18 protein-coding genes are annotated in these 25,179 nt (G+C 60.8%); 11 read left to right on the top strand and 7 right to left on the bottom strand.

Annotated features, from left to right (window positions below; all coding sequences use genetic code 11):
* Position 1: 1 nt before the first annotated feature.
* Entirely contained in the window at positions 2-1,072 is a 1,071-nt protein-coding gene (locus tag ACP26L_RS28465; RefSeq protein ID WP_426448531.1) for a GGDEF domain-containing protein, read from the bottom strand.
* A 244-nt stretch (positions 1,073-1,316) separates the two neighbouring features.
* Between ACP26L_RS28465 and ACP26L_RS28460 the strand changes: the two genes are divergently transcribed.
* The 6 genes from ACP26L_RS28460 (at position 1,317) to ACP26L_RS28435 (ending at position 11,124) form a co-directional block, all read left to right on the top strand.
* A complete protein-coding gene (locus ACP26L_RS28460; RefSeq protein ID WP_426448529.1) occupies positions 1,317-3,506 on the top strand; it encodes an alpha-galactosidase in 2,190 nt (729 codons plus the stop codon).
* A gap of 509 nt (positions 3,507-4,015) precedes the next feature.
* The gene (locus tag ACP26L_RS28455) at positions 4,016-4,648 is read left to right on the top strand and encodes a TetR/AcrR family transcriptional regulator (protein WP_426448527.1); all 633 of its coding nucleotides are present in this window, start codon (positions 4,016-4,018) and stop codon (positions 4,646-4,648) included.
* A 25-nt stretch (positions 4,649-4,673) separates the two neighbouring features.
* Positions 4,674-5,879, top strand: a complete 1,206-nt coding sequence (locus tag ACP26L_RS28450) for an HlyD family secretion protein (protein ID WP_426448526.1) — start codon at positions 4,674-4,676, stop codon at positions 5,877-5,879.
* Positions 5,860-7,080 carry an ABC transporter permease gene (locus ACP26L_RS28445; protein ID WP_426448524.1) on the top strand — a complete coding sequence of 407 codons (1,221 nt, stop codon included), beginning with the start codon at positions 5,860-5,862 and terminating at the stop codon, positions 7,078-7,080. The genes ACP26L_RS28450 and ACP26L_RS28445 overlap by 20 nt, the downstream gene beginning before the upstream one ends.
* Positions 7,077-8,894 (top strand): hypothetical protein, encoded by a 1,818-nt coding sequence (locus tag ACP26L_RS28440; RefSeq protein WP_426448522.1) that lies wholly within the window; start codon positions 7,077-7,079, stop codon positions 8,892-8,894. The genes ACP26L_RS28445 and ACP26L_RS28440 overlap by 4 nt, the downstream gene beginning before the upstream one ends.
* A gap of 700 nt (positions 8,895-9,594) precedes the next feature.
* Complete coding sequence (locus ACP26L_RS28435) at positions 9,595-11,124, top strand: phytoene desaturase family protein (protein ID WP_426448520.1); 1,530 nt, start codon at positions 9,595-9,597, stop codon at positions 11,122-11,124.
* Positions 11,125-11,336: 212 nt separating this feature from the next.
* Here the strand turns inward: ACP26L_RS28435 and ACP26L_RS28430 are convergent, their stop codons facing one another.
* Entirely contained in the window at positions 11,337-12,209 is an 873-nt protein-coding gene (locus tag ACP26L_RS28430) for a hypothetical protein (RefSeq protein ID WP_426448519.1), read from the bottom strand.
* A 277-nt stretch (positions 12,210-12,486) separates the two neighbouring features.
* On the opposite strand from ACP26L_RS28430, the gene ACP26L_RS28425 reads away from it, so the two are divergent.
* From ACP26L_RS28425 to ACP26L_RS28410, 4 genes are all read left to right on the top strand, one after another.
* The gene (locus ACP26L_RS28425) at positions 12,487-13,335 is read left to right on the top strand and encodes a DUF429 domain-containing protein (RefSeq protein WP_426448517.1); all 849 of its coding nucleotides are present in this window, start codon (positions 12,487-12,489) and stop codon (positions 13,333-13,335) included.
* 209 nt (positions 13,336-13,544) lie between these two features.
* Positions 13,545-13,877 (top strand): hypothetical protein, encoded by a 333-nt coding sequence (locus ACP26L_RS28420; protein ID WP_426448515.1) that lies wholly within the window; start codon positions 13,545-13,547, stop codon positions 13,875-13,877.
* A gap of 356 nt (positions 13,878-14,233) precedes the next feature.
* Entirely contained in the window at positions 14,234-15,940 is a 1,707-nt protein-coding gene (locus ACP26L_RS28415; RefSeq protein WP_426448514.1) for an AMP-binding protein, read from the top strand.
* 37 nt (positions 15,941-15,977) lie between these two features.
* Complete coding sequence (locus ACP26L_RS28410; RefSeq protein ID WP_426448512.1) at positions 15,978-16,301, top strand: SCP2 sterol-binding domain-containing protein; 324 nt, start codon at positions 15,978-15,980, stop codon at positions 16,299-16,301.
* Here ACP26L_RS28410 and ACP26L_RS28405 read toward each other — a convergent pair.
* The 3 genes from ACP26L_RS28405 to ACP26L_RS28395 form a co-directional block, all read right to left on the bottom strand.
* Positions 16,292-16,954, bottom strand: coding sequence for a hypothetical protein (locus tag ACP26L_RS28405; RefSeq protein ID WP_426448510.1), 663 nt, complete (start codon positions 16,952-16,954; stop codon positions 16,292-16,294). The genes ACP26L_RS28410 and ACP26L_RS28405 overlap by 10 nt on opposite strands.
* Positions 16,955-17,087: 133 nt before the next feature.
* A complete protein-coding gene (locus ACP26L_RS28400) occupies positions 17,088-17,240 on the bottom strand; it encodes a hypothetical protein (protein ID WP_426448508.1) in 153 nt (50 codons plus the stop codon).
* 192 nt (positions 17,241-17,432) lie between these two features.
* Positions 17,433-17,588: a hypothetical protein gene (locus ACP26L_RS28395; protein ID WP_013919994.1), complete on the bottom strand. Its 156-nt coding sequence runs from the start codon at positions 17,586-17,588 to the stop codon at positions 17,433-17,435.
* Positions 17,589-17,807: 219 nt separating this feature from the next.
* Between ACP26L_RS28395 and ACP26L_RS28390 the strand changes: the two genes are divergently transcribed.
* Complete coding sequence (locus ACP26L_RS28390; protein ID WP_426448506.1) at positions 17,808-19,055, top strand: helix-turn-helix transcriptional regulator; 1,248 nt, start codon at positions 17,808-17,810, stop codon at positions 19,053-19,055.
* 220 nt (positions 19,056-19,275) lie between these two features.
* On the opposite strand, the gene ACP26L_RS28385 is transcribed toward ACP26L_RS28390, so the two are convergent.
* Complete coding sequence (locus ACP26L_RS28385) at positions 19,276-20,475, bottom strand: DNA-binding protein (protein ID WP_426448505.1); 1,200 nt, start codon at positions 20,473-20,475, stop codon at positions 19,276-19,278.
* A 27-nt stretch (positions 20,476-20,502) separates the two neighbouring features.
* Positions 20,503-25,020 carry an immunoglobulin-like domain-containing protein gene (locus ACP26L_RS28380; RefSeq protein ID WP_426448503.1) on the bottom strand — a complete coding sequence of 1,506 codons (4,518 nt, stop codon included), beginning with the start codon at positions 25,018-25,020 and terminating at the stop codon, positions 20,503-20,505.
* Positions 25,021-25,179 lie beyond the last annotated feature (159 nt).

Raw genomic sequence — 25,179 nt, 5'->3', positions numbered from 1 at the left:
ATTATGGTTCGATAGAGCTTAAGGAAAACTGGGTGACCACACGGTTTTTACCTTCCTGCTTGCCCAGCATTAACGCTTGGTCCGCCTGTTGGATGCAGTCATTGACGGAACGGGCAGGAGGACAAGCGGCCAGCCCGAAGGTCAGGCTGATGTGCAGTTCCCTGCCTTCATACGAATGGACTGATTCGTACAGATGGGAGCGGATTCGTTCGGCGATGCTCGCCGCTTCTTCCAATGCGGTTTCCGGCAGGAGGATCAGGAATTCTTCGCCGCCCCATCTCGATACGGCGTCACCGGTGCGGACCAGCCGCCGGATCGAATCGGCACAATCGCGCAGTACATAATCCCCGCAATCGTGTCCGTACAAATCGTTGAACGTCTTGAAGTTATCAATATCGCACAGCAGAACGCAGTAGGAGATTCCATGAGCCTGCGAGCGGTTTTGTTCCCTTTCCAGGCGGGTGTACATGGATCTGCGGTTGAGCAGTCCGGTAAGCGGATCCGTGCTGGCCGCATTCTGCAGCTCTCCTACCGTCTCGGTGATCCGCTTGCGGAACACGGAAGAGAGAAGGGCGATGGTTACCGTTACCAGGACGATATTATGTATATTCACAAGATCAACGTACAGGTCCGGCACGGGATAACGAGGTAGGGGCGTGTAGCTATAGAGCAGCAGGTAAATCACTACGTCGGAGACCGCCAGGAAAATCCGCATGGGACGGCCATACATGGGGATCATAAAGGCGGCAAAAATCAGAATGAAAAAATAATAATGAAAGCCCGTTTCCCAGCCTACCGTCACCGAGGCAAGTACCATGTGCAGCCGAATCTCGAGGTGAAGCAGCAGTGCCCACAGGGTATGATGCTTTTTGAGAAGGAAGAGATAGGAGCAGATAAAAAAGCAGGTGCTTAGAGCGTTATAGAGAACCATCGGAAGCACGCCGAGTCCCCAGAACAGCATCGTCCACATCAAGTGAATGATCACGCAGCCCTTGGTGGCCGCGGTAAACAAGGCTTCATAATAGCTTGCTCTGGAATTCGGCGGCGTTGTGTATGCTGGCTGATCGCTCATAAGGTTATGGGTCTCCTTCACTCCCTTCCAAATTCATAAGCCATTATACCATACCGGCCGAAGAATATGATGAAAAATGTCGAATAAAAACGACTCCGATTCCATGTGAATCGAAGGCTGCCGGTGAACGTCCTACATTCCTCCATACAATGGAGTCATCCCTCCATATCCGGCCGGGAGGACGGAGGGTATCATGAGGGAAGAAACCACGACTACTTGTACAAAAAGAGGAGCCTGAACCGATATGAGCATTCGTTACCAAGAAGAGCAGCGGCAATTTCATCTGCAGGCGGGCGGGAGCAGTTACATTCTGCAGGTTTATCCAAGCGGCCATGTCGTTCATTTGTACTGGGGTGCTAAGGTGCGTTCCCTGGCGATGGACCATGTGATCCGCACGCGTGACCGCGCGTTCTCCCCGAACCCAAGCCCTCCGGACCGCAGCTACTCTCTGGACGCCCTGCCGCTGGAGTACCCGGGCTACGGCAATTCGGATTTCCGCCAGCCGGCCTACCAGATTCAGCTTGCCAATGGAACGACCGTAACGGACTTCCAATACATATCGCATGAAATCACAGCCGGCAAACCGCCGCTCGAAGGGCTTCCCTCCACTTATGTGGAGGCGGAGGAGGAAGCGGACACGCTGAAGCTCCTGCTCGAAGATGCGCTGACCGGACTGCGCGTGGAGCTGTCCTACACGGCGTACCGCAGCCGGAATGTCATTACCCGCAGCTCCCGGGTCATCAATGGGGGGAAGGAGCCGCTGCGGTTGCTGCGTGCCATGAGTGCCAGCGTGGACTTCCCGCACCACAGGTTCGATCTCCTCACGCTGCCGGGCGCATGGGCGAGAGAGCGGTATATTGAGCGGCGGGCGCTGGCCAGCGGCACGCAGTCTGTCGAGAGCCGCCGGGGCGCCAGCTCGCACCAGCAGAATCCCTTCATAGCCTTGCTTGGCAGGGGGACGACGGAGGAGCAGGGTGAGGCTTACGGCTTCAATCTCGTGTACAGCGGGAGCTTCCTCGCCTCGGCTGAGGTGGACCAGTGGTATACGACCCGTGTGTCCTTAGGGATCAACCCGTTCGACTTCAGCTGGCTGCTGGAGCCAGGCGTTGCGTTCCAGACGCCGGAAGCGGTCATGGTGTACTCGGCCGAGGGGCTGACCGGCATGTCACAGACGTATCATGAGCTTTACCGCACCCGGCTGTGCCGCGGCGAGTTCCGCGACAAGCCGAGACCGGTGCTCATCAACAATTGGGAAGCGACGTATTTTGACTTCACGGCCGAGAAAATCGAAGACATCGCGAAGGCCGGACGGGAGCTCGGCATCGAGCTGTTCGTGCTCGACGACGGCTGGTTCGGCCGGCGCAACGACGATACGACCTCGCTCGGCGACTGGTTCGTGGACAAGGCGAAGCTTCCGCAGGGGCTGGACGATCTGGCGCAGCGGGTGAAGGGGCTGGGGCTGCAGTTCGGCCTCTGGTTCGAGCCGGAGATGATCTCGGTGGACAGCGAGCTGTACCGCAGGCATCCGGATTGGTGCCTGCACGTACCGGGACGGGTCCGTTCCGAAGGCCGCAACCAGCTCATCCTCGATCTCTCCCGTCCCGAGGTGTGCGACTATATCGTCGAGACGGTATCGGGCGTGCTGGCCAGTGCGCCAATCTCCTACGTCAAATGGGATATGAACCGCCACATGACGGAGATCGGCTCCGCGGCGCTGCCGCCGGAGCGCCAGCGGGAGACGGCGCACCGCTACATGCTCGGTCTCTACTCGGTCATGGAGCGGATTACCACGGCATTCCCGCAGGTGCTGTTCGAGAGCTGCTCGGGAGGCGGCGGCCGGTTCGACCCGGGCATCCTGCACTATATGCCGCAGACGTGGACCAGCGACAATACGGACGCGGTCTCCCGCCTGAAGATCCAGTACGGGACGAGCATCGTGTATCCCGTCTCCGCGATGGGCGCCCATATCTCCGCGGTGCCGAATCACCAGGTGCACCGGATGACGTCCCTGAAGATGCGCGGCGATGTCGCAATGAGCGGCAATTTCGGCTACGAGCTCGACCTGACGAAGTTCACCGCGGAGGAGAAGGAGCTGGCGAAGGCACAGGTGGCGCTCTACAAGGAGCTGCGCGAATTCGTGCAGTTCGGCCGCTTCTACCGCCTCATCTCGCCGTTCGAGGAGCTTGAAGCCGCCTGGATGTTCGTCTCGGAGAGCGGGGACGATGTGCTGGCCTGCTACTTCAATGTGCTGGCGGAGCCGAACGAGCCTTACAAGCGGCTGAAGCTGCGGGGACTCGACCCGGCTGCGGACTACACGGACTTGGAGTCGGGCGAGGTGTACGGCGGCGATGAGCTCATGCATGCAGGCATTTCGCTGCCGGTGCAGCATGGCGATTTTGAGAGTGTGCTGATCCGGTTGAAGAAAGTCCAATAGGCGAAAGACGATTGAATAAGAGAAGCATCGGCGTGCCGGCAGCGGCGCAGCCGGTGCTTTTTTTGTGCACAGGTTAGAAGGCGTAACTCGCTTAGCCCGTTTCTATCACCCGGGATGTTTAATAAACGCGCTTTGTTCTTAAAAGAACGTCATAGGCGGTTATCTTGTGCGGCCGCAAGCCACGGCTGCTCGTATGCTGAGCTGCCGCTGCCGGTCATTGATTAGATGAACATAGGGATTCCTGATTCCTTATGTGAGGCGAAAGCCATTTAACCAATAAGTATAGACACTGCGGGGGCAGCCTTCTTCTCAGGCAACGGAGTGAGGAGATCGTGGCTGAAGGTCGCGGACGTCCGTCCTTGGGATAAAGCTGCATGATTTTCGTTGACATGCCGAATTCATTAGTAGTAAAATAAACAACGAAGAGATTTGAACAAACGTTCAAAACATACGTTCAAAACGAGTGTTAAACTTAGTGATCGCCTGTGTGAAGCAAAGGAGGGCTTGCATTGAAACGGGAAACCGAAGGCAGGGAAGCCAAGGAAGACGTGAAGCTGAAGATTCTCAATGCGGCGAAGAAGCTCTTCGCGAAGAAAGGGTTCGAGGGCACGACCGTGCGGCAGATCTGCGATGAGGCGGGTGTGGCGCTTGCGCTCGTCTCGTACCATTTCGGAGGCAAGGAGAATGTGTTCTTCGCGCTGTTCGAAACGTTCGCCCCGGACTTCCTCCAGAAGGAATATGAGCTGAAGGATCCCGTCGAGGATTTGAGTGCCCTGATCCGCGAGTTTACCTTGTTCCGGCTGGCGGAGCCCGAGCTGATCAACATGCTTCAGCAGGAGGTCATGATGCAGAGCCCCCGGCTCGAGCGCGTTCAATCCGTGATTCATGGGCTGTGGCGCCAGCTGATCAGGATTCTGGAGAAGGGCCGGGCGGACGGACATTTTCACTATGTCTCGCTGAGGCATACCGTCCAGTCCATTATCGGGACGCTGGTTTTTGCAAGAAGCACGGCATTTCTAGATCCCGTGTTCCAAGAAGCGGGCGAGCCGGGGCAGGCCTCGGAGAACGGGGCCGAGGTGGTCAGGTACACGACCGGATTCATCATGAATGCTCTACAGTGCCGTAAGGCGCAGTGGCTGTAACTATCTGAGAGGGGTAAGTGTGGGAATGAAGAAACAAGTAGCGGCTGTTGTGGTATTGGCGCTCGCGCTCGGCGGCGGGGGGTACATGCTGCGGGCGGAAGGTAAGGATGCGGTGACGCTGTCGGCGGCAACGAAAGCCAGCATTCTTACGGCGGAGCAAATTAACGTATCGTTCCAGGGTGTGGCGGGCAAGATCATCGATCTGCCGGTCAAAGAGGAGCAAAGCGTGAAGCAGGGCGATGTGCTCATGACGCTCGATCCGACGGATATCGATCTGCAGCTCAAAAAGGCGCAGGCGGATATCGAGGTGACGACGCTGAAGATCGCCCAGGCGGAAGACGGCATCCGGGTGGCAGAGAGCAAGCTCGGCAACGCGGTCAAGCAGGCGCAGATTGGCCTGTCGCAGGCTCAGACGCAGCAGGCACAGGTGGCCGAAGGCGCCCGGGCCGAGGATATCGAGCGTCAGAAGCTGGCGGTGGCCGCTGCTGAGGAATCGTACACGCACGCACTCAAGCTGTATAACCAGCTGATGAATATGGAAGAGAGCTACGATGATAATCCGTATAACTACAAGGATCACCGGGACGCGGTAGAGAATGCCCGCAGCCAGGTGGCGACGCTCGAGAATGCGAAGAACCAGCAGCAGGCGGCGCTCGATAAGATGCTGAACGGTGCGACGGAGAAGGAGCGCGAGCAGGCTGCGCTGCAGGCGGACCGGGCTGCGGCCGTCGTCGAGCAGCAGGAGCTGGCCGGCGGGGACATCGCCAACCAGAAGATCGGGATAGACGCGCTGAAGAAGCAGCTCGAGCAGCAGAACATTCTGCTTCAGTCGCTGCAGATTCAGAAGGACCGTCTCTCGCTCAAGGCGCCTGCCGACGGCAAGATCGTCAAGGTGGTGCCGAAGGCGGGCGAGAATGTCGGCGCCGGAACGCCGGTCATTCTCCTCGAAACCGGCAAGCTGTACTATGACCTGTACGTGGATGAAACGCAGGTGGGCAAGTTCCATCCGGACTCCGCGGTGCCTACGCATTTTGCCGCGCTGAGTGATGTAATGGACGGCAAGGTTCAATTCGTCACGGCCGCTCCGCAGTTCGCCGCCCTCCGGATGAGCCGGGAGAAGGGAACCGCCGATCTGAACTCGTTCCAGGTGCGCGTCTACGTTGACCGTACGGAGAAGCTGCTGCCGGGCATGACGGCGGAGGTGCATGTCGATGAAGTCCCAGCTCAGTGAGTGGAAGTACGTTCTGACGAGCAAGTTCATCCCGTCGATCCTGCTCGCGCCGCTGATCATGGCGGCGGTGTTCGGCTATATTTTTCAGAACGGACAGATTAACGAGGTTCCAGTCGCCGTTGTGGACGAGGACAACTCGCTCTACAGCCGCCAGTTCACGGACAAAATCAACGCTTCACAGTATATGGACGTCGCCGGCGTGTTCCACGAGGCGATAGCTCCCGAGACGCTGATGGCCAATGAGAAGTACATGGCCGTCGTGTACCTGCCAAGAGGCATGGAGCAGCTTCGCTTCCAGGGCAAGACGATCAACGTCGGCTTCCTCATCGACAACTCGATGCCGTCGGCGATCGGGAACATCCGCTCGGGGATGCAGGAACTCATTACGACCGAGAATACGACGCTGACCGTGGGTAAGCTCAAGGTCCTCGGCATGGGCGATGAGGCAGCGGCAGGAACCGCGACGCCGCTTTCCATGCAGCAGCGTCTGCTGTTCAATCCGACGTCGGATTTTATCGCCTTCATGGTCATCGGCTTCGTGAATGTGACGGCGCTCGGGATTACCTCGATCGCTGCCGCCTCTATCGTTCCCCGGCTTCGGATGGAGGGCCGCCTGCGGGAGGCGCTGCGCTCCCCCATCGGGCTGTGGCTGCGCGTGCTTCCGTATGCGGTGATCAATACGATCTCGCTGCAGCTGGCCTTCGGCCTGCTGAAGCAGGTCGGCGGTCTTCGTTTTGTCGGCGAGCCGCTGTCGTTCCTGCTGCCGCTGTTCCTGTACTCGCTGACGGCGACGCTGATGGGGATGGCGGTCGGCTGGACCGCTTCGGAGCCGTCGAAGGTCACGCTGCGGACGTACGCGATCGTGTACCCGTCCTTTATGCTCTCGGGCGTGCAGGTCGCCACGATCATGTTCCCGGCGCCGATCCAAATTATTTCGAATCTGCTGCCGCTGACCTGGCTCTTCAAGTTTATCCGGGGCATGGGGTACCGGGGCGGGGAGCTGAAGTATTTTACCAGTGAACTCGGCGTGTTCGTGCTTATGATCGGTGTGTACTCGCTGATCATCGGACTGCTGCTCTGGAGAGAAACAAGGAAGGCGGCGAAGGCTTCGGCCGACACCGGCCTGCCCGCCGCACCACAAGAGGCTGCCCTGCCGGCAGCTGTGCATACAACAACGCAAGTAGGGGAGATTATGGCATGAGACCAACCAACAAGATCTGGACAAAAACAACCCTGGCCGCTCTTCTGACAACGGCGCTGCTGCTGTCGGGCACGGTGCCGGATACGGCGCGACTGGCCCTGGCCGATGCGGCGGCTGTCACGGCAGCGGATGACACGGTGACCGGTACGGCTGCAGCGGCAGCCTACCAGCTCACGGACAACCTGCAGGTGGAAGTGAAAAGCCTGCTGAACGAGACGACGAGCGAAGGCACGAAGATCGGCGTCGTGGTCAAGCTGAGAAGCTCGGCGGCCAAGGTAGCCAAAATTCCGGACCTCGAGCTGCGCGCCCGCACGTCGGACGGCTTCGAATACCCGCTGCAGGCGAGTGTGTTCAATGCCCATGCGATCCGGCCGGGCACTACGGAAGAGCTGAATTACATGGTCACCGTCGACAGCCGGGTGCCGCTGGACCTTTCGGAGCTGGCTTGGTATGCGGTGGATTGGTACTCGTATCCGAAGCAGGAGAGCCAGAAGCTGGCCGTGCCGGTGGCGGGCCAGGCCTGGAGCGGTGCTTCCGCCGGCTTCGGGGACGCGGCGCTCACTTGGGGCACGCCGTTCCGGCTGTCGCCGGTTGTGGATTCCCCACTCGTCTACATGCCGGAATCGGTGAGCACGGATAATACGGCGAACGGGCCGGTGACGACCGTGAAGGTGCTCGTGAAGAACCCATCGGCGAAGAAGGAAGCCGTGCCGGACTTTACGATCGACGGACACACTGATGGCACCGAGGGTACGGACAAGACGGTGTACAGCGGCAAGCGGACGGAAGCCTCCCCGCTCATCCTTGAAGCGGGCGAGCAGCGGTACATTCACTTTGCGGTTCCGACGGACAAAGGAACGGTCCTGAAGTCGTTCAATGTGATGACGCAGGAGACGTTCCGCCAGATGGACGCCAAGGGCCAGGTGTCCGCGAGCGCTTATTCGGTGGGCCGCTTCGGCATGAAGCTGCCGATCGTGAACGGCATCGCCGAGTTTGCGGCTGCCGCTAAGGTCGAGAACGGCCGGCCGTTCCCGCTGCAGGGCGCGGCGGACGCGGTCGATCCGAACCTGGCTGTGTCGCTCGTGGAGCTGCACCAGCATGTGAACGAAGGTGAAGGGTACCAGACGGCCATCGCGAAGATCATGCTGACGAACAGCGGTGAGCTGCCGATTCCGCTGCCGGCGCTTGGGACGAAGCTCGTCACGAAGTCGGGCATGACCTACAGCGGCAGCCGTCAGGCCGGCACGGTCACGGAGATCATGCCGCAGACGAGCTATGTCGTCAGCTATGCATTCAACATGCCGGAGGAAGTGCAGGACGAGGAGTTCGTGCTGAAGCTCAGCGATCTCAAGACCGCCGCTCCGGCCGTGACGACGCTTGGCTCGTACCGCGTCGCCGTGCAGAAGGAAACGATGGACCTCAAGAACATGGCGTTCTATCCGTTCCAGGTCAAGCTGAACGACTGGGAGCTCGGCTTCCGTACGAACATGCCGAGCGCGCTGAACCCGTACTCGCCGATGACGTACACTTACAAGCTCGGCCTCTCGATGGACATCACCCGTCAGGAGCATGTCGTCGTCGATTCGAACTTCTCTAAGATGTCGCTGGAGCTCGTCGATTCGACCGGCAAGCTGATCTCGGTCCGCACGCTGCCGTTCACCGGCATGAACCGCGTCGTCTCAGGCAAGCAGTACATCACGTTCGACAACTTGAAGACCGACGAGCAGTATTACCCGCTGACGGTCAACATCTACGAGACGATTACTACGGCGACCGGTGAAGCGAAGCGTTTGGTCGGGGTGCTGAAGCAGTAATCGGTAAGCAGGTATCTGTATTGCGGTATGGCGTATCACGGGACGGGAACAAAAGAGGAACAAGAGATAAGTGATCCCAAGCGAGATGTAACCAAGGTAAGTGACCCAGGAATAAGTGATCGAGATCGAGAAGCACTATATTCGATAATGGTTGTTGGCGGCGATTCGGGCTGCCGATCAGCTCGCAGCAGGAACCGCTGTTGTGTTTGACGCACTCATAGATATAGCGGTTGGAGATCCCGTTGTCCCTTGTGGATGGCGGGATTTTTTGTATTAGATGACTAGCATTAGGGGAGGGGATGGTGGTCTGGTCGGTGTATGGAGGGAAGCTGAATTATATGTGGGCAAGTAACACGGAAGTCCGTGTTCGAGAGCCGTACGAGGCCTTGGGGCTCTGCGGAGCACGGATAATCCGTGCTGCATGGTCAAGCCGGAGGGCGAGCGGCTAAGGGCAGGCAAGTAACATGGAAAAACCGTGTTCGAGAGCCGTACGAGGCCCAGCGTGTCCACGTAGCACGGAAAAAACCGTGCTGCATGGCTAAGCTCATGCCTCGCTCATCTACGGAACCCGGCGGCCGGAGCGCAAACCTGCACGGACATCGCCACATTTGAAACGATGTACAACAGATTGTATAATGTTTGTATAAGGTTAGCTCATGCCATAGGCACGATGATAACAGAATCCAAAGGAGGAGCCGGGATGAAAAAAGTGGACGCAGCAGTGGTGGGGGCCGGCATGGGCGGGCTGGCAGCCGCAGCCGTTCTCGCAGCGGGCGGACGCTCCGTGCTCGTGTGCGAGGGCTCGGGGGAGCTCGGCGGCTGTGCCGGGTCGTTCCGGCGCAGCGGGTACCTGTTCTCCGCCGGAGCCACCTACGGCATGGGGTTCGAGTCTGGTGGCCTGTTCGGGCGGCTGTACCGCGAGCTCGGACTCCCTCTGCCGCCGCTGCATCCGCAGAGCGTGATCATGGATGTGCACCTGCCGGACCGGACAGTGCGGTATTACCGCCAGAAAGAAGCGTGGTTCCGGGAGATCCGGCGGGTATTTCCAGCCAAAGCCCAGAACATCATCGACTTCTACGAGGAGGTCTTTGGCTTCTCCTTCCTGCTCGAGCAGGTTGCGGTCCATCGTCCGGTGCTTCCGCCGCGGACATCCGGTGACGCGGCCCGCCTGCTGCGGATGGCCGACCTCCGGCTGTTGAAGCGGGCACCGCTGCTTCTGCAGACACTGGGCCGCCGGCTCCACCGGTACGGACTGGAGGGAGAGGAGGCGTTCGTGCATTTTCTGAACGGCCAGCTCATTGACAGCGTGCAGACCACAGTGGACGAGTGTCCGGTGCTTCTGGCGTATACGGCGCTCAACGTGTTTCACCGCGGAGCTTATTATATCGACGGGGGCCTGTCACGGATTGCGCTGGACTTGGCGGAGTCGGTTCGCAGCAGCGGAAGCGAGGTCAGGCTGCGCACCCCCATTACAGGACTGCGGAGGTCGGCGGACGGCACCGGGGGCTGGGAGCTGCGAACCCGCCGCGGGGAGCTCATCCATGCCCGTCAGGTGGTGCTGGGCAATTCGCTGCACAGCTTCCATGGACTCCTGGACGGGGAGGCGCTGCTTGGCTCTTCCGGGCTCCCGTCCCAAGAGGCGGAAGAGAACCGGCCGGCATGGAGTGCTTTCACCCTATACATGGGAGGGCCAGCCGACAAAGTGTTCCCACCGGCCGACGCCTACGATCAAGACGGAGCATCGCCGGTGCTCTATCATCAATTCATCCGCAGCTACGGCGCGCCGCTGGCCGAGACGAACCAGTTCCTGCTCTCGATCTCCAGGCCTGGCGACGATCTGCGCGCACCGGCCGGTCATGCGGCCATTACAGCCTCCACCCATACAGCGCCGGACCCTTGGTGGTCGCTCGATAGGGCGGCTTACGAGCGCCGCAAGCAGGAGTATGTGCACAGCATGCTGGAAGGGGCGGATCGGGCGTTCCCGGGCTTCTCCACCTCGCTGGAGGTTGTGCTGCCGGGGACCCCGGTCACCTTCGAGCGCTATACGCAGCGCAGGCGGGGCAAGGTGGGAGGGTATATCCCGCAGGGGCCGCTCGACCTGCTTCGGATGTCCTCAGCGTACTCCGGGCTCCCGGGTGTCTACTTATGCGGCGATACGGTATACCCGGGGGCAGGGACGCTGGGCAGTGCCATGTCCGGCTGGATTGCCGCCGAGCGTATGCTTCGATGACCCGTCCGATGGGTCATCCCGTATGACTTGAAGCTCTATCGGCCGGAAGGGGAAGCCTGACGACGATAATCTGCCCGCTCCTCCCGCAGCCGGCTGCAGCACCAAAAAGCCTTGCGTCCGCGCTGCCGAAGCGTTGGACCAATGCTTTTGGAGCTGCCGGGCCGGGGGCTTCGGTGACAGCCCCAAACCTGCTGATCCTGCAGCTGCCAAGATCACCGGGAACGGGGAGCCAGCTTACTGCTGCTGAGCCAGGCACCCTGCCTCTTGGGGGAGGGAGTCTTGCGGCTGCTTCTGCGCGTCGGAGCCGCAGTGCCCTCTGGCTTCATCCGAACGGCCGGGTAACGCAGGATCCAAGTGTTCTTTCCTTTTTTGGCTGAAGGAGGACTTCCGGTCTTTGCGGTCCATACGTTGCCCCGGGAGGACGTCGTTCGTTTGGTGCGGGACCGGCTGCGTTTGCCCGCCACACTGCTCTCGGACTGCGGAGCGCCGTCCACATACAGCACCCTGGACGACTGGCTGTATTCGAGCATGTGCTCTTTTCCGCCGGGAATTCCAAGCTTCGCCGCGGCTTCGGGGGAGAGCCAGACTTCTTCGTCGAGCTCATTCTCGGGGACGATCAGGCGGAGCTTGTAGGTCGTGCTGCCTTTTTTGACCGATACGTAAGACGCCCGCTGATCTGCGAAGCCGAGCATGCTGAGGATGGAGTACCCCATCGTGATGGAAGCTTCCCTGCTGCGGTCCGTGCTGACATCAATCGGCGTCATGACCCGGCTCAGCGTAACCCGCCGGAAGGTCATGGACCCGCTCATCTCGTTATAGTCGATCTGGTAACGGTATCCGTCTTTGAGGCCAAGTGCTTTGGCCGCTGCCGTACTTATCTCGAGATACGGGAAGCCGCATTCGTCTCCCCTTTCACGATAAAGGCGCACACTGCGTTCCGTATTGTTATTCTTCAGGACAACGGAAGCGCCGCTGCGGATCGAGTCCATATCGTGGGGAAAGCTGTTATAGCATTCCAGCACGAGCGCCGCTGCCGCATCCTCCATCTGATCCGAGACCGAAATATCCACAATGCCGTAGGCCATGTTCTATCCACTCCCTGCTTTCTCATCTTGACCTGACCATAGAATACGGCAGCCCCCTCTACAGATATGCCCGGAGGATGGCCAAGCCGCTCCACGAATGTCTCCCCTATGCCTCTATAAGGTATGTGTGCCGCCGCCCTGTCGCTTGTACCTCTGTCCCTGTTCATCCGTCCAGAAATCCGGACAGGAAGGAAGAATGTCAAGTATAATGGGATTCATAGAGGGGCAACTGCAGGGGGAAAAGAGGGCGGAGCAGCCGCCGGATCGGGGGAGCAGCATGAAGAAGCGGAGCGGGCTGCCGGCGTCTGCGGAACGGGATGCCGCAGGATTGACCGCCAGCGGGAGAATCGTGGATGCAGAGGATAGAGTCCAGAACACAGACCAGGACCAGCCGCAGGGCGGGGATGCCGGCGTGGACGGATGTCCCGGCGGTTGGATCGCCGTCCGGCTGGAGAGGGACGGAAGCTGGCAGGGCGGAGTCTACCCCCGGTTGGATGAACTTTGGGAAGCCTTCCGCGGGTGCGGCATGCTCCTGATCGATATGCCGATCGGCCTGCCTTCCGGCCCGGAGCCCCGCCAATGCGACGGGGAGGCCCGCCGGAAGCTTAAGCCTTGGCGTACATCCAGCATCTTTGCGGCGCCGGTCCGCGGGGTGCTCCATGCAGGTTCCTACGCGGAGGCGAACGCACGGCACAGGGAGCTCAGCGGGCGCGGTCTCTCGCGCCAATCCTGGGCGCTCGTGCCCAAGATCCGCGAGCTCGACGCGCTGCTGCAGCGGGAACCGGCGGCATGCGGCACCATCCACGAGGCGCATCCCGAGCTGGTGTTCGCGGGTCTTGCCGGCTTTCCGATGCGCGGCGGGAAGAAGACGGCCGAGGGCTATGCCGAGCGGATGGCGGTGCTGGAGCAGCGGCTGCCCGGAGCGGCGGGGATCGTCGGGGAGCTGATGGCACGCTATCCCCGCCGGATGCTGGCCCGCGACGACATCGTCGACGCGCTGGCGCTCGCCGTCGCAGCTTCCGCAGCCGGGAGCAGGGCCGGGATGCGTCAGGTGCCGGAAGCGGACCTGCGCGATGAGGCCGGGCTGCCCATGGCGATCGTGTACTATGCGGCTCACCGGGAGTAGAAACAGTAGCAGACGAAGCACAAGAAACAGGTCGGAGGCTTGAACTCCGATCTGTTTTTGTCTGTCCTTTTTTTGTGTCAGACCGGAATCTCCCCGTATTAAGAAAAAGTTGGTAAATAGTCGATAGAAGCAGAAGGGTACCAGTGGTTCGCTTCCAACTGCTAGGCTGGGGGTCAATACAAACGTTTTCTTCACGAAGTTAACAGTTGATGGAGATTTGGGATTCAGCACTCTCGTGGCAGGAGAAAGAGGCACAATATGAGTCGATGGTGAAGGAAGTGGATCAATCGCTTCTGGAGACCTTCTCCTTTGAGAAAGCGATGAAGTCTATTGAGCATAACCAAGGAATGGTAGTTTACAGCGGCAAATGGGCACTCAAGACGAACGCAGACAAAGAAATGCTGCTTGGAGAGCTGATGCGTGACGGAACGTATTCCTGGATGAATCCTCTCTATATCCCTCCCATCCTGCTCGGATTAACATGGGGGCTGAAAGAGAAGAGGGGCAGGAGCGGATCGTTCTTCAGCAGGTTCTTTAAGTAAAGAGGGACGTCATCTTGATACAAAATCATAAGCTCTTTCAGGAAGACTGCCGGGGCAACGGCGGTCTTTTCCGGCTTGAAAGGGCCAATATGGTATAGGTTTGCAGCCAGCCGTCCCTCATTTCCACAAAAAAATTCCCGACCGCTTGGCATATTCTCCGGTTCACCGCATATCTTATTCAGTACAAAGCAAATGTAAGCGTTTTCGGACAACCTGTGGGCGCTCTACTGCTCTTTCCATGGCTGCTTCGCCTACGTTTGGCTTTGATGCGGGAGACCCGCCGGGGAAGGGCGCCTCTTACGGCTCACCAGCCTGGCCTCTGCTTGTACCCGCTCTTCTATAGGAGGTGTCCACCTATGTCTGCTAAGCCTTGGCTGGCCCATTATCCTGCCGAGGTGCCGCCGAGTTACGATTATCCGAAACAGCATGCGGCGCAGTTCCTGCTCGATGCGGCACGGGACTACCCGCGCCGGGCGGCCGTCGATTTCCTCGGGGGGCGCTTGTCGTATGCTGGGCTGCTGCAGGCCGCTTACCGGTTCGCGAATGCGCTGCGGCATCTTGGCGTTCACCAGGGGGACCGGGTGGCGATCATGCTGCCGAATTGTCCGCAGGCGGTGATCGCCTTTTACGGCACGCTGCTGCTCGGCGGGATTGTCGTTATGACGAACCCGATGTATACGCCGCGCGAGCTCCTGCACCAGTTCGGCGATGCGGGGGTGCGAACGGTGGTGACGCTCGATCTGCTGTATAAGCGGGTGGCCCGGACGGCCGAAGCCGCGGGGCTGCGGCGGATCATCGTCACCTCGCTGAAGGATTATATGCCGTTTCCCAAAAGCCTGCTCTACCCCCTGTTCGCCCGCCGGCAGGGGCTGGACCGGTCGGTCGACTATGGGGGAGGCGTCTACGCCTGGACCAAGCTGCTCAAGGGGGCTTCCCCCGAGCCCTACTGGCATAATGTCGATCCGGAGGAGGATCTCGCCCTGATCCAGTATACCGGCGGCACGACGGGACGGCCCAAAGGGGTGATGCTCACCCATGCGAACCTCGTCACGGCGACGATCCAGAACCGCCTGTGGGCGTACCGGTGCAAACGGGGCGAGGAGGTGTATCTGGCGGCCCTGCCGTTCTTCCATGTGTTCGGCTTGACCGTGCTCCTGAACCAGTCGGTCGCGCTGGCGGGGACGCTCGCCCTCCTGCCGCGCTTCGATCTCGACCTGCTGTTCGAGACGCTGAAGCGGACGCAGCCGACGGTGTTCCCCGGGGCGCCGACGATGTACATCTCGTTCCTCGGCGATCCCCGTTCGCTGCGCTTTCGGGGCCGGGCCCCTTCGGTCTGTGTCAGCGGGGCGGCCCCTCTGCCGCTCGAGGTGCAGGAGCGATTCGAGGCGCTGACGGGCGGCCGGCTGATCGAAGGGTACGGCATGACGGAAGCTTCGCCGGTGACCCACGCCAATCCGATCTGGAGCAGGCGCAAGGCGGGCTCGATCGGCATTCCTTTTCCGGACACGGATGCCAAGATCGTCGATCCGGAGACGGGCGAGGAACTGCCGGCAGGCGAGGTGGGGGAGCTGATCGTACGCGGTCCCCAGGTGATGAAGGGCTACTGGAACCGGCCGGAAGAGACGGCGGCGGCGCTGAAGGACGGCTGGCTGTACACCGGCGATCTCGCGAAGATGGATGAGGAGGGATTTTTTACGATACTGGACCGCAAAAAAGACCTCATCATCGCCGGAGGATTCAACATCTATCCGCGGGAGGTCGAAGAAGTGCTGTATGAGCATCCGGAGGTGGTGGAGGCGGTGGTGGCCGGGATCCGCGACGCGTACCGGGGCGAAACGGTCAAGGCCTACGTGGTGCTGAAGGAAGGCAGCGAGGCGGGGCGCGACGAGCTCGACCGCTGGTGCCGGGAGCGTCTGGCCGCCTTCAAGGTGCCGCAGCAGTATGAATTCCGCAGCACGCTGCCGAAGTCGCTTGTCGGCAAAATTCTGCGGCGGGCGCTGCTGGAGGAAGAAGCCGAAGGGAGCACGGCAGAGAAAGAAGAGGAAGAGCACATTCCCACTTGAACAGGAATTGACCAGACTAGGGCGATGAGGTGAGAGCATGGTCATTCGCGAAGAGATCGAGAAGCTCGTCGACCGAATGAACGGCAGCCCGGATCCGATCCGGAATTTGCAGGCGGTGTATCAATTTGATTTTGGGGAAGGAAACACGCTGCAGGTGAGGTTCAAAGGGGGAAAGGCGGAACTCGTGGACGGCGCGCCCTATCCTCCGGACTGCAAGCTGATTCTGACGGAGGACACGATGCGCAGGCTGATGACCCGCCGGCTCAATGCGGCGGCCGCCTATATGGAAGGCAAGCTCAAGATGGAGGGGAAAATGACCGTGGCGTTCCGGCTTCAGGAGGTGCTGAAGTCTTACGTGTAAGCGCGGGGCTTCAGCAGCGTCCAGCCGACAATGGCGAGCGCGGCGTATAGCAGCGCGGGGAACGCATACAGCGATGAGGCGTGGAACACGCTGCGGAGCAGGCCGCACACCGGGTACAGCACGAGCAGGACGGCGGCGCTTTGCGGCATACGGGGCATCCGGCGGATGGAGAGGAAGGCGGTCACGGCACCGGCGATCGACATCAGGGTCCCTGGAATGAAGAGGAACGGGCCGGGAGGCGCAGCATACATCCGGGCGATCTCGACATTCACGGCGCGGATCTCCTCCGGTGCGGCGAGACCGGTATACATGCCCGGCAGCACGGTGATTTCGAGCATGCAGTGCAGTGTTTCGGTGAGCAGGATGCCGAAGAACAGGAGCGGAAGGGAGATCCAGCCGAGACGGGTGAGTTCGCGGCTGCGCCGGACGTACCAGGCCGGCAGGCCGAAGAGCAGCAGGACGGAGGCCAGGAGCAGGACGGTATGCACCGGAACGGTCCGCGCGGTGTAAGCGGCGGTTTCTTGCAGGGTCTCGGGCATGCCGGGGTGAAGCAGGTGGGCGATGACGCCGGCGGAACCGCCGAGAAGCAGCGCGAAGCCGGACCACCGGCCATAAGAGTCAAGCGGAGAAGTCGTGAGGTCAGCGTGAAGCATAAGGGGTTCGGTCTCCTTTCAACATCCCTACTAATGATCAGGTGAATAAAAAAAGATACGCCGGCTGCAGCTGCTGACGGGTCGCTCATGCGATAGCCCGTAGAAACTGCGGCCGGCGTCATGGCATGCTCTCCTAGCGGAGGAAGTAGTACCAGTACGCGTATTCGATGGATTCCATGACGCTGCGCGGCATAGCGCCGGCATCCGTAGCGAAGTCTCCGAGACCGATGGCCGCAACGGCGGCACAGGCCGTGATCATGGCAAGTTTGCGGGTATGCTTTTTCATAAGTGTTTCATCCTCCAGTAGTGGGTAGTGGGGTGTGAAGCTCGTCAGCGCGGGGCCGGCGAGGAAAAGGGGAATCGCGGGGCTGAGGGGTGGCTGCCGGCCGCATGCTGTTTCTCGCTGATGATACAATCATCGAGCGGGGATGCATGGTATATTCGCTGCGGACCGGATGAAGCATGGTTGTTAACCGTGTTACGTAAGGAACCAGTACCAGTAGCCCATCTCAATTGTCTCCATGATCGAGCCGGGGACATAGCCTTTGTACATCGCGCTTGCCGGTGCGGCGAAGTCGCCTGTGCCGAGCAGAACCACAGCTGCTGCAGCCATAACCATCAGGGTGCGTTTCATGTGTGTTCACCTCCTTGCCGTCATCGTCTCGTTGTCTGACGAAAGTAAGCATATCACCGCAGGACAGCGTCAGGTAGTATACGAAGGTATACTCTTTGCGAAATTGTGGTATATCTCACCAAAAGAACGGCCATCTGCGCATTGCCGCTGGAATGGGATTTGTTTACAATAGGGATAACGAAATCAAGCCAAAGGTCGGATGCAGCTATGCTCAAAAGTATGACTCTAAGGGAGACAGGAGAGCGTTCTCATGCCTCCCCTCTCTTCATTGGGAGAAGCAGCAAACTGCTTCGGTTCGAAGCGCTGCTGGAACAGCTGGAAAAGCGCGGGTCCGGGAACGGCGTCTCCCGGCTTCATATCGAGGGGACGGCGGGTACGGGCAAAAGCTGCCTGCTGGCCGAGTTCCGCAGGCTCGCCGGATCCCGGGGCTGGCTGACGCTGCAGGTCGACAGCCGGGATGCTGCAGGGCACGGGGAATCTCTGGCGGCGGCGATCCTGGCCGTCCTTCCTTCGGAGCCGGACAGCCCTGCTGCCGACCCCTGGGCCATCCTTCCTTCCTACGGCTCGATGTGCCGCGAGAAGCTGTCTGCCGCCGCCGCCCGGGTTCCGGTGCTGCTGGCCGTGGATTCCTACGAGGCCGCCGGGGACGCGGAGCGCTGGCTGTGCGGGACGCTTCTGCCTCAGCTGCCGCCCTCCGTGCTGCTCGTGACCGCCGGCCGCCGGGGCCCTGGCGCCTGGCCGGCTGCACAGGCCGGCGGGGCGACGGAGCGCCTCGAAGTGGTGCAGCTGGGGGGCTTCACGCCGGAGGAAGTCCGCGCTTATGCGGAAGCCGCCGGGCGTTTGGCCGCCGGGGAAGCCGCCCGGCTGTGGGCGGCCTCGCAGGGCCATCCGCTGACCTTGTCCTGCCTTGTGATGGCAGGGGAGTCGGATGCCGGTTCTTCCGGCAGCCAGGGTCTGGATGCGCTGGGGGCGGGGCTGCAGACCTACCTGCTGGGCCGGTGGCTCCAGGAGGATGGCGCCGAGGGGCTGCGTCCGCTGCTGGACGCGGCGGCCCTGCTGCCCTCCTTCGAGCAGGAGCGGCTCGAAGCGCTGCTCGAAGCGGAAGTGGCGCCGGCCGACTTCGCCCGGCTGTGCGCCCTCTCGTTCATCCGCCCGCATGAGGAGGGCGGATGGGAGGTGTACGGGCTGCTGCGGAAACTCCTCGCGGACGATCTGGCCCGCCGGCAGCCGGCGCTGCACGAACGGCTTGCGAAGCGGAGCGCACAGCTGCTGGACGACAATCCGTACGGCCTGACGGAGCGCGAAGCGGAGGTCGCACGGCTGGTGCTGGACTGCAGCACGACCGCGGACATTGCGCAGAAGCTGATCGTGGCGGAGATTACGGTGAAGAAGCACCTGAGCCACATTTTTGAGAAGACCGGGGTGCGCAACCGCAAGGAATTGATCAAGAAGCTCATGGGCTCTTGAGGCTGGGCCTTTGTCGGCTCCTTGTCGTGCTAGAGCCCCCAAGCTTGTACCTTTCCCCTTCACGGTCGGCGTAGGGATCCACCGCTAAGCCCTCTTACGATCTGGCGGGGATTCATCCCCGCCTTGGAATGCCAAAAAACCTCCAACCCACAAAACAGTGGCGTTGGAGGTTTTTTGGTGCTGCGGACAGCCCCGGGCGCGGTGCTGTCCAGGCATGTCCTTATTTCCCATAGGAGCCTGTCTTGAAGGTGGAAGGATCCCACCACTTGTAGCCGGCGGCCGGAGCGGCCCAAGGCTCGGCCTGCGGCTCCACCGTCTGCTGCGGAATCTCGTTCTCCGCACCGGAGGTCAGCAGCGGTGTAGGGGAGTCGAGCTGCAGCCCGCTGATCTGCGAAAGCTTCGTATACGACTCCTTCTTGGCCAGCCAGTTCACGACATTGATGAGCAGGGCCGCGTCGTTCTGCTCCTTGAAGCCGTCATACGTCGTCTTGGCTGCCCCGGTCTCTTCGCGAAGGTAGCGCGGGGTAGCGTCTTCCACCGGAGAGGAGTCCCCGATGAAGGCGGCTTTCCCTTTGCCTACCTTGGAGATGGCGGCGTAAGGTCCCTCGGCGATGCCGCCGCCGGCGTATACGCCCTTGTCCACGGCATTGCCCCAGGCCTGGTTCGTGGAAGGCAGATAGACGATGCCCTTGGCTTTGGCTGGATCGATGATGGCCAGCGTGCTGCCGGCATGCATGGCCACTGTCTTCACGCCGCGTGTAATGCCGAGCGACTGCTCCGGCGAGACGATGACGGAGGCGTTAATGTCGCCGAGCGCGTTATAGCGGAACCGCACGCCGAAATTGGAGGCGAGCCAGTCTGTGCTGGCCACGCCCTGCATGGCTGCGGACGCACGCTCCTCCGCGGACATGCCCTTCGCCGGATCGGACCAAGCTCCGCGCCGGAAGCCGTTGAAGACCTCGGAGGAGTCCCAGCGGTTCTTGTTGCGGTCTGCATTATAGTGGTCGGCGATGAAGAAGATGCTTCCGCCGCCCTGCACATACTGCAGCATGGCCGCCTGCTCGGTCGTTTTGTAAGGCACGTTGGATTCCGGAATGATGAAGACGTCATACGCCTTGAGGTCGTCGAGCGTGATCGGCGTGCTCTTGCGCAGCTCCTTGACGTAGTACCCTGCGGCGGCAATGCCTTCGGCGAAGTCCGAGAACCCGCCGTTGATCACCCAGTCGGCCGCTCCGGCCGTTTGGCCGTGTGTGTTGTCGAAGAGCACCTTTTTGCCGTTCGCCGTACCTGCCGGATTGAGATACGGAGCCGGGTCGGCCGGACCCTCGGCCAGGACGGCGGGTACCGCAGAGGCGGTCACCGTGAGGGAGAGGGCCAGGCTGAGCAGTGTGCGGGTGAAGCGTTGCTGCATTATCTTCATGGGAGAGCCTCCTCGTGTAGGATGGGTTTAGTTCGTATGCTGGCCGAGTCCGTCGAACGTGTCGACCGGATACCCGATCCACTGCGCCGCCGGATCGAAAGCGTCGGAAGCGTTAGTGTCGCCTGCGGTCGTGCCCGGCTGGCGGCGGATCGTATTGTCGAGGGTCGAGGTTACGCCGCTGCCCCACTCGGTGCCGGGATCGGTACCTACTTGACCGATGACATCGATGATGACGCCGTTCTTTTTGAGCACGAGGGCATCGTCGCCATTGAAGAAGGTAACGGTGCTGGTGACGTCGGCTGCAGCCAGGATTGCCGCGTTAGCGGAGCTGTTCGCGATGACATAGACATCGCCTGCAGCCAGCGTGCCGCTCAGATCCAGCTTGTTCGTCGGTGCGGTCGCGCCGTTGGCATAGAGCTCCACCGTATACCCGCTGAGATTAACGGCTGTGCCGGACGGATTGAAGATTTCGATCGCTTTGTTATTGGACGTGCCTTCGACGTACTCCGAGAAGAAGAGGTCGGCGCCTACAGGTCCTGGACCTTGCTGCCCTGTTACTTGTCCTGTCGCAGCGCTCTTCACCGGCTGGCCGGCGGCGGTGCCGGATGCGGCGGCCGGAGTGACTTCGAAAATCAGGTATTTGCCGAGGTCGGCTTCGGTGACCGTGTAGGTTTTGCCGGCTGCGCCGGCAATGGGCGTGAGGCCTGTACCGTCCGCCGAATCCGCGCGGTACCAGGCGTAGAGGGAGTTCCCTTCGGCATCGTTCTCTGCATCGCTGTAGGTGTAGACGCCCGTCAAGGCTGCGCCCACCTGCGGCACGCCGCTGTACGTCACGTTCGTTACCGTCGGAGCGCTGTTCTCTGGGCCTTGAACGGCTGCGGAGCGGATCGTTTCGATGGACGGCTGGCTGTTATACGTATCGATCTTGCCTTCCACGATGACCATGGAACCGATCGGCGCATCGAGCAGCGCCTGCTTTGCAGCCGGGTCGACGTAGTAGGAGTTCGTCTGCGGAATCTGGATCGCGCCCGCATTGCCCGTGAAGTCGGTCACGCCTTCCTGATCCGCCAGGACGAAGACAATGTTGCTGTTGCTTGCCGCCGTCTTGGACGTCAGGTAGCCGCGCACCTTGACCAATGTGCCTACAGGCAATGCCTTGGCTTCGCTGATCGTCAGCGTATCACCGGAAGGAGCCGTCTGCTTCAGCACGGTGACGGTGAAGGTCTTCGTGTCACTGGCGCTTCTGCGGGAGATCGTTGCTGTCAGTGTAACTGCGGCATTCTCAGCGGAGGAAGCCGGCCGGCTCACGGTACCGCTCGTGGAGATGACGGACGGCTGGCTGGACTGCCAGGAGATCGTCGTTCCATTCTCCCCGGAGGTCGGCAGCTTCAGCGCGGTCGTCACGGCATCCAGTGACGGGTTGCCGTTCAGGATGACGCTGTCCGTCAGGGCATTCTTGTCCGCCGCAACCGCTCCGGCATCGTTCAGTACGGGTGTCAGCACCAGGACGTACGCCGGGGTGCTGGTATAGCCCGTGGCTGTTGCGATCACTTCAAGCACGGTGCCTGCAGGCTGGGCTGCAATAGGCACCTGGTAAGCACCGGTGGTGGCATGGGCCGCCGAGCTGCCGAGCACGATGTCGCCGGTGCGGACCGTCACAGTGGAGCCCGCCTTGGCCGTGCCGGTGACGAATGTGTCATTCTCGTATACGGCGTTTACTACCGCCGGAGCCGGCAGTCCGCGCACGAGAATCGTGAACACATCGATATCGGAGTACGTTCCGCGGGAGATCGTGGCGACGAGGGTTACCTTCTCGCTGCCTCCGATGACTTTGGTGCGGTCCACGGCACCCGTCGTGACGTCAACGATGCGGGAGAGCTCCGGATTGGTCAGCCTCCAGGAGATCGTAGTCATGTCAGCCCCTGCGGTGATCAGCTTCAGCTTGTCGGATACGCCGTCATACGTCAGGAACAGGGCGGCTTTGGCGTTGGCTACGGCTTCCTGGTCGGTGAGGCGCTTCGGCTTGACGGTGATGGAGAAGTTCTTGGTCAGGGTGGAGGTGCCCTTCGTGATCGTCGCCGTCAGGACCGCCGCTGCCGCCGGCTGGCCTTTCTCCGGACGGGTGACCGTACCATCCGCCGCTACGGCAGCCGGGTTGGAAGAGCTCCATGTGATAACGGAGCCCTTCGCTCCGGCAGTTGGCAGCGTCAGGTTCAGCGTGACGGCGCTCGTATCGCCGAGCGTCAGCGCTTTGGAGTCCGCCGCCGTGATTTCGGCATCGCTGAGTCCGCCGGTGACCACGATGTCCGCTGCGCTGCGCGGTTTGATCTGGTTCTTGTTATAGTAGGCGGCGATGCCCGTCAGGTCGATGATGTCGCCGTCTTTGACTTGGGTGGTGCCTACGCCGTAAGCGCCGGTGTAGACCATGACGGTCGAGCCGCCGGCCGTGACATTGAAGTCATTCGCACGGATATCCGATACCTTAACAGCCTTCAGGGTCACGAGCTTGCCCTGGTGGTCGCCCGCCTGAGCCGGAGTGATCTGGACCGGTGCCGGTACAGGTTCGGTACCGATCTTGGTCACGGCAGCACCGGAGTCGAATTCCAGCTCACCGTTGAACGTCTTTTTGATCCCGCTGACCGTTACTTTATCGCCGATGGCCAGCGTCTCCGTCACGGATGGCGAGTAGATGAAGATGCCTCCCGTGCTGTCCTGCATATAGAAGCTTTTGTTCCCGAGCGGCGTGGTGGTGATGACGCCTTGGGCTTTGCCCGCCGTGCCGTCAGCCAGCGCGCGGAACTGTGCGACCGTCAGCAGTGCCGGATCGGTCGGTACGCCGGAGACTTCCTTGATGCGTCCCTCGGCCTGGTAGCTGATCGGTGCGCCGCCGAAGCTGCGCGTGAAGGCGACGGATGCTTCGAGGTCTTCCGGACCGTAGACCGGATTCTTCCCGAGCGTGCCGATCGGCTTGTACTTCGAGGAAGTGGCGGTCTGCATGAAGTTGTTGACGGTGACGGTGTACGTCTTCGTCTTGTCGATCTTGGAGCCGTCCGGCAGGAAGATATCGACGACCTTGGTCGTGCTGCCGTTCCACGTGTAGGAGAAGCCGCCGATGCTGTAGTCCGGCCCGTAGAGCGAAGAGAGCTGGGCGTTCAGGATCGTCTCGAGATCCGCGCCGGTCACTTCCACCTTCACGAGCTGGTTGTTGAACGGCTGGATGTTGTACAGCTCGCCCCACGTGACATCGCCTTGGTTCAAGTTATCGCGAATGCCGCCGCCGTTCATGAGGGCGAAGTCGCTGTTCATCGCATAGCGCATGCCATCGGCGATGAAGTTGCCGAGTGCATTGTCGCCGACAGGGCCGCGCACGCCGTAGCCGCCGGTCATCTCGGACGAGGTCGTGCCGACGACTTCATTGATGATCGGAGCTACGCGGTCCACGTACTTCTGGAGGATCGCTCCCACGGCAGGGTCCGGCGTGATGCCGGCCTGGTCCACGTACACGATCTCCGCGCTCTTCTGCACGATATCGCCCGTAGCCGGGTCGATCTGCAGGTCTATATCGGAGATCGCTTTGCCGTATTCCCAAGCCTGGACGATCAGCTTGTTGTCGACGGTACCGTTCACGACCGCATGGTTGTGGGCCGCGAAAATCACATCGACCTCGTCATCCACATGGTTCGCGAGATCCGCTGCTGCTCCGGTGACGTTCGTCCCGCTCTGTGAGGCATCTAAGTGCGAAAGCACCACGATGGAGCGGATGCCCTGCGCCTTCAGCTCGGCCGCCGCCTTGTTCACGGCTGCCGTCTCATCCGTGAAGCGGATGTCGGCGATGCCGCCCGGCATGACGATGGAGGCTGTGGATTGGGTGACCACGCCGATGAAGCCGATCTTCACACCGCCGATCTCGCGGATGAAGTAAGGAGGGAGCACGGGGCTGCCGTCTGCCTTATATTCGATATTCGCCGCTACGATAGGGAAGTTCATGCCGTCGTAGTTCGCTGTGCCCTTCGGGTGAGAGCCGCCTTGGATCATGCGGAGCATCTCGGCGGTGCCTTCGTCGAACTCGTGGTTGCCGACCGTGCCGCCGTCAAAGCCGATGGACTCGAGCATCTCGACCGTAGGCTCGTCCTGCAGCAGGGCGGTGACGGGCGAGCTGCCGCCGATCGTATCGCCGGCATGCAGGATCAGCGTATTCGGATTGCCGGCTTCGCGCTGCTTGAGGTAAGCTGCGACGTAGTCCATCCGGCCGAGGTTCGCTTCATTGACCTTGTCGCCGTTGGGGTCGACCGGGTAGGTCTGATCGACCTTGCCGTGCAGGTCGTTGATGCCGAGGAGCTGGACGGATACCGGTCCGTATGTCGCTTCCTGTACGGTTGCGCCCGTTCCGCTTTGGAGACCGTACGCGGATGTTTGAACCGCATCCGTATCATTGTCTGCTGCGAGGATACGGTATGTATCGGAGGATGCATACGATGCCGATGGTGCGAGCGTGCTGCCGGACAGCAGCAGGGCCAGCGCCAATTTGAATGCTGGTGATCTCATTTCTCTACCTCCCGTATAATGGAGCCGTTCACCTTTAAGAAATTTGTCGACTCTTGAAACATTTTAGCAGGACAGTGTTATTGGCTTGTTAAGGGAATGTGAAGAGAATCTGTAGTTCTATGAAAAGAAGTGAAAATAGGCCCGTGATCCGGGCGGTCG

Source organism: Paenibacillus sp. S-38 (genome assembly GCF_049942825.1).
GTDB lineage: Bacteria > Bacillota > Bacilli > Paenibacillales > NBRC-103111 > Paenibacillus_G.
Note: the sequence above shows the minus strand (reverse complement) of the source record. Positions and strands in the feature narration are given on the sequence as shown.

Excerpts from the sequence above, each read along its gene's own strand:
- ACP26L_RS28465 (WP_426448531.1), bottom strand. The coding sequence starts at position 1,072 with ATGAGCGATCAGCCAGCATACACAACGCCGCCGAATTCCAGAGCAAGC.
- ACP26L_RS28460 (WP_426448529.1), top strand. The coding sequence starts at position 1,317 with ATGAGCATTCGTTACCAAGAAGAGCAGCGGCAATTTCATCTGCAGGCG.
- ACP26L_RS28450 (WP_426448526.1), top strand. The coding sequence starts at position 4,674 with ATGAAGAAACAAGTAGCGGCTGTTGTGGTATTGGCGCTCGCGCTCGGC.
- ACP26L_RS28445 (WP_426448524.1), top strand. The coding sequence starts at position 5,860 with ATGAAGTCCCAGCTCAGTGAGTGGAAGTACGTTCTGACGAGCAAGTTC.
- ACP26L_RS28440 (WP_426448522.1), top strand. The coding sequence starts at position 7,077 with ATGAGACCAACCAACAAGATCTGGACAAAAACAACCCTGGCCGCTCTT.
- ACP26L_RS28435 (WP_426448520.1), top strand. The coding sequence starts at position 9,595 with ATGAAAAAAGTGGACGCAGCAGTGGTGGGGGCCGGCATGGGCGGGCTG.
- ACP26L_RS28430 (WP_426448519.1), bottom strand. The coding sequence starts at position 12,209 with ATGGCCTACGGCATTGTGGATATTTCGGTCTCGGATCAGATGGAGGAT.
- ACP26L_RS28425 (WP_426448517.1), top strand. The coding sequence starts at position 12,487 with ATGAAGAAGCGGAGCGGGCTGCCGGCGTCTGCGGAACGGGATGCCGCA.
- ACP26L_RS28420 (WP_426448515.1), top strand. The coding sequence starts at position 13,545 with ATGGAGATTTGGGATTCAGCACTCTCGTGGCAGGAGAAAGAGGCACAA.
- ACP26L_RS28415 (WP_426448514.1), top strand. The coding sequence starts at position 14,234 with ATGTCTGCTAAGCCTTGGCTGGCCCATTATCCTGCCGAGGTGCCGCCG.
- ACP26L_RS28410 (WP_426448512.1), top strand. The coding sequence starts at position 15,978 with ATGGTCATTCGCGAAGAGATCGAGAAGCTCGTCGACCGAATGAACGGC.
- ACP26L_RS28405 (WP_426448510.1), bottom strand. The coding sequence starts at position 16,954 with ATGCTTCACGCTGACCTCACGACTTCTCCGCTTGACTCTTATGGCCGG.
- ACP26L_RS28400 (WP_426448508.1), bottom strand. The coding sequence starts at position 17,240 with ATGAAAAAGCATACCCGCAAACTTGCCATGATCACGGCCTGTGCCGCC.
- ACP26L_RS28395 (WP_013919994.1), bottom strand. The coding sequence starts at position 17,588 with ATGAAACGCACCCTGATGGTTATGGCTGCAGCAGCTGTGGTTCTGCTC.
- ACP26L_RS28390 (WP_426448506.1), top strand. The coding sequence starts at position 17,808 with ATGACTCTAAGGGAGACAGGAGAGCGTTCTCATGCCTCCCCTCTCTTC.
- ACP26L_RS28385 (WP_426448505.1), bottom strand. The coding sequence starts at position 20,475 with ATGAAGATAATGCAGCAACGCTTCACCCGCACACTGCTCAGCCTGGCC.
- ACP26L_RS28380 (WP_426448503.1), bottom strand. The coding sequence starts at position 25,020 with ATGAGATCACCAGCATTCAAATTGGCGCTGGCCCTGCTGCTGTCCGGC.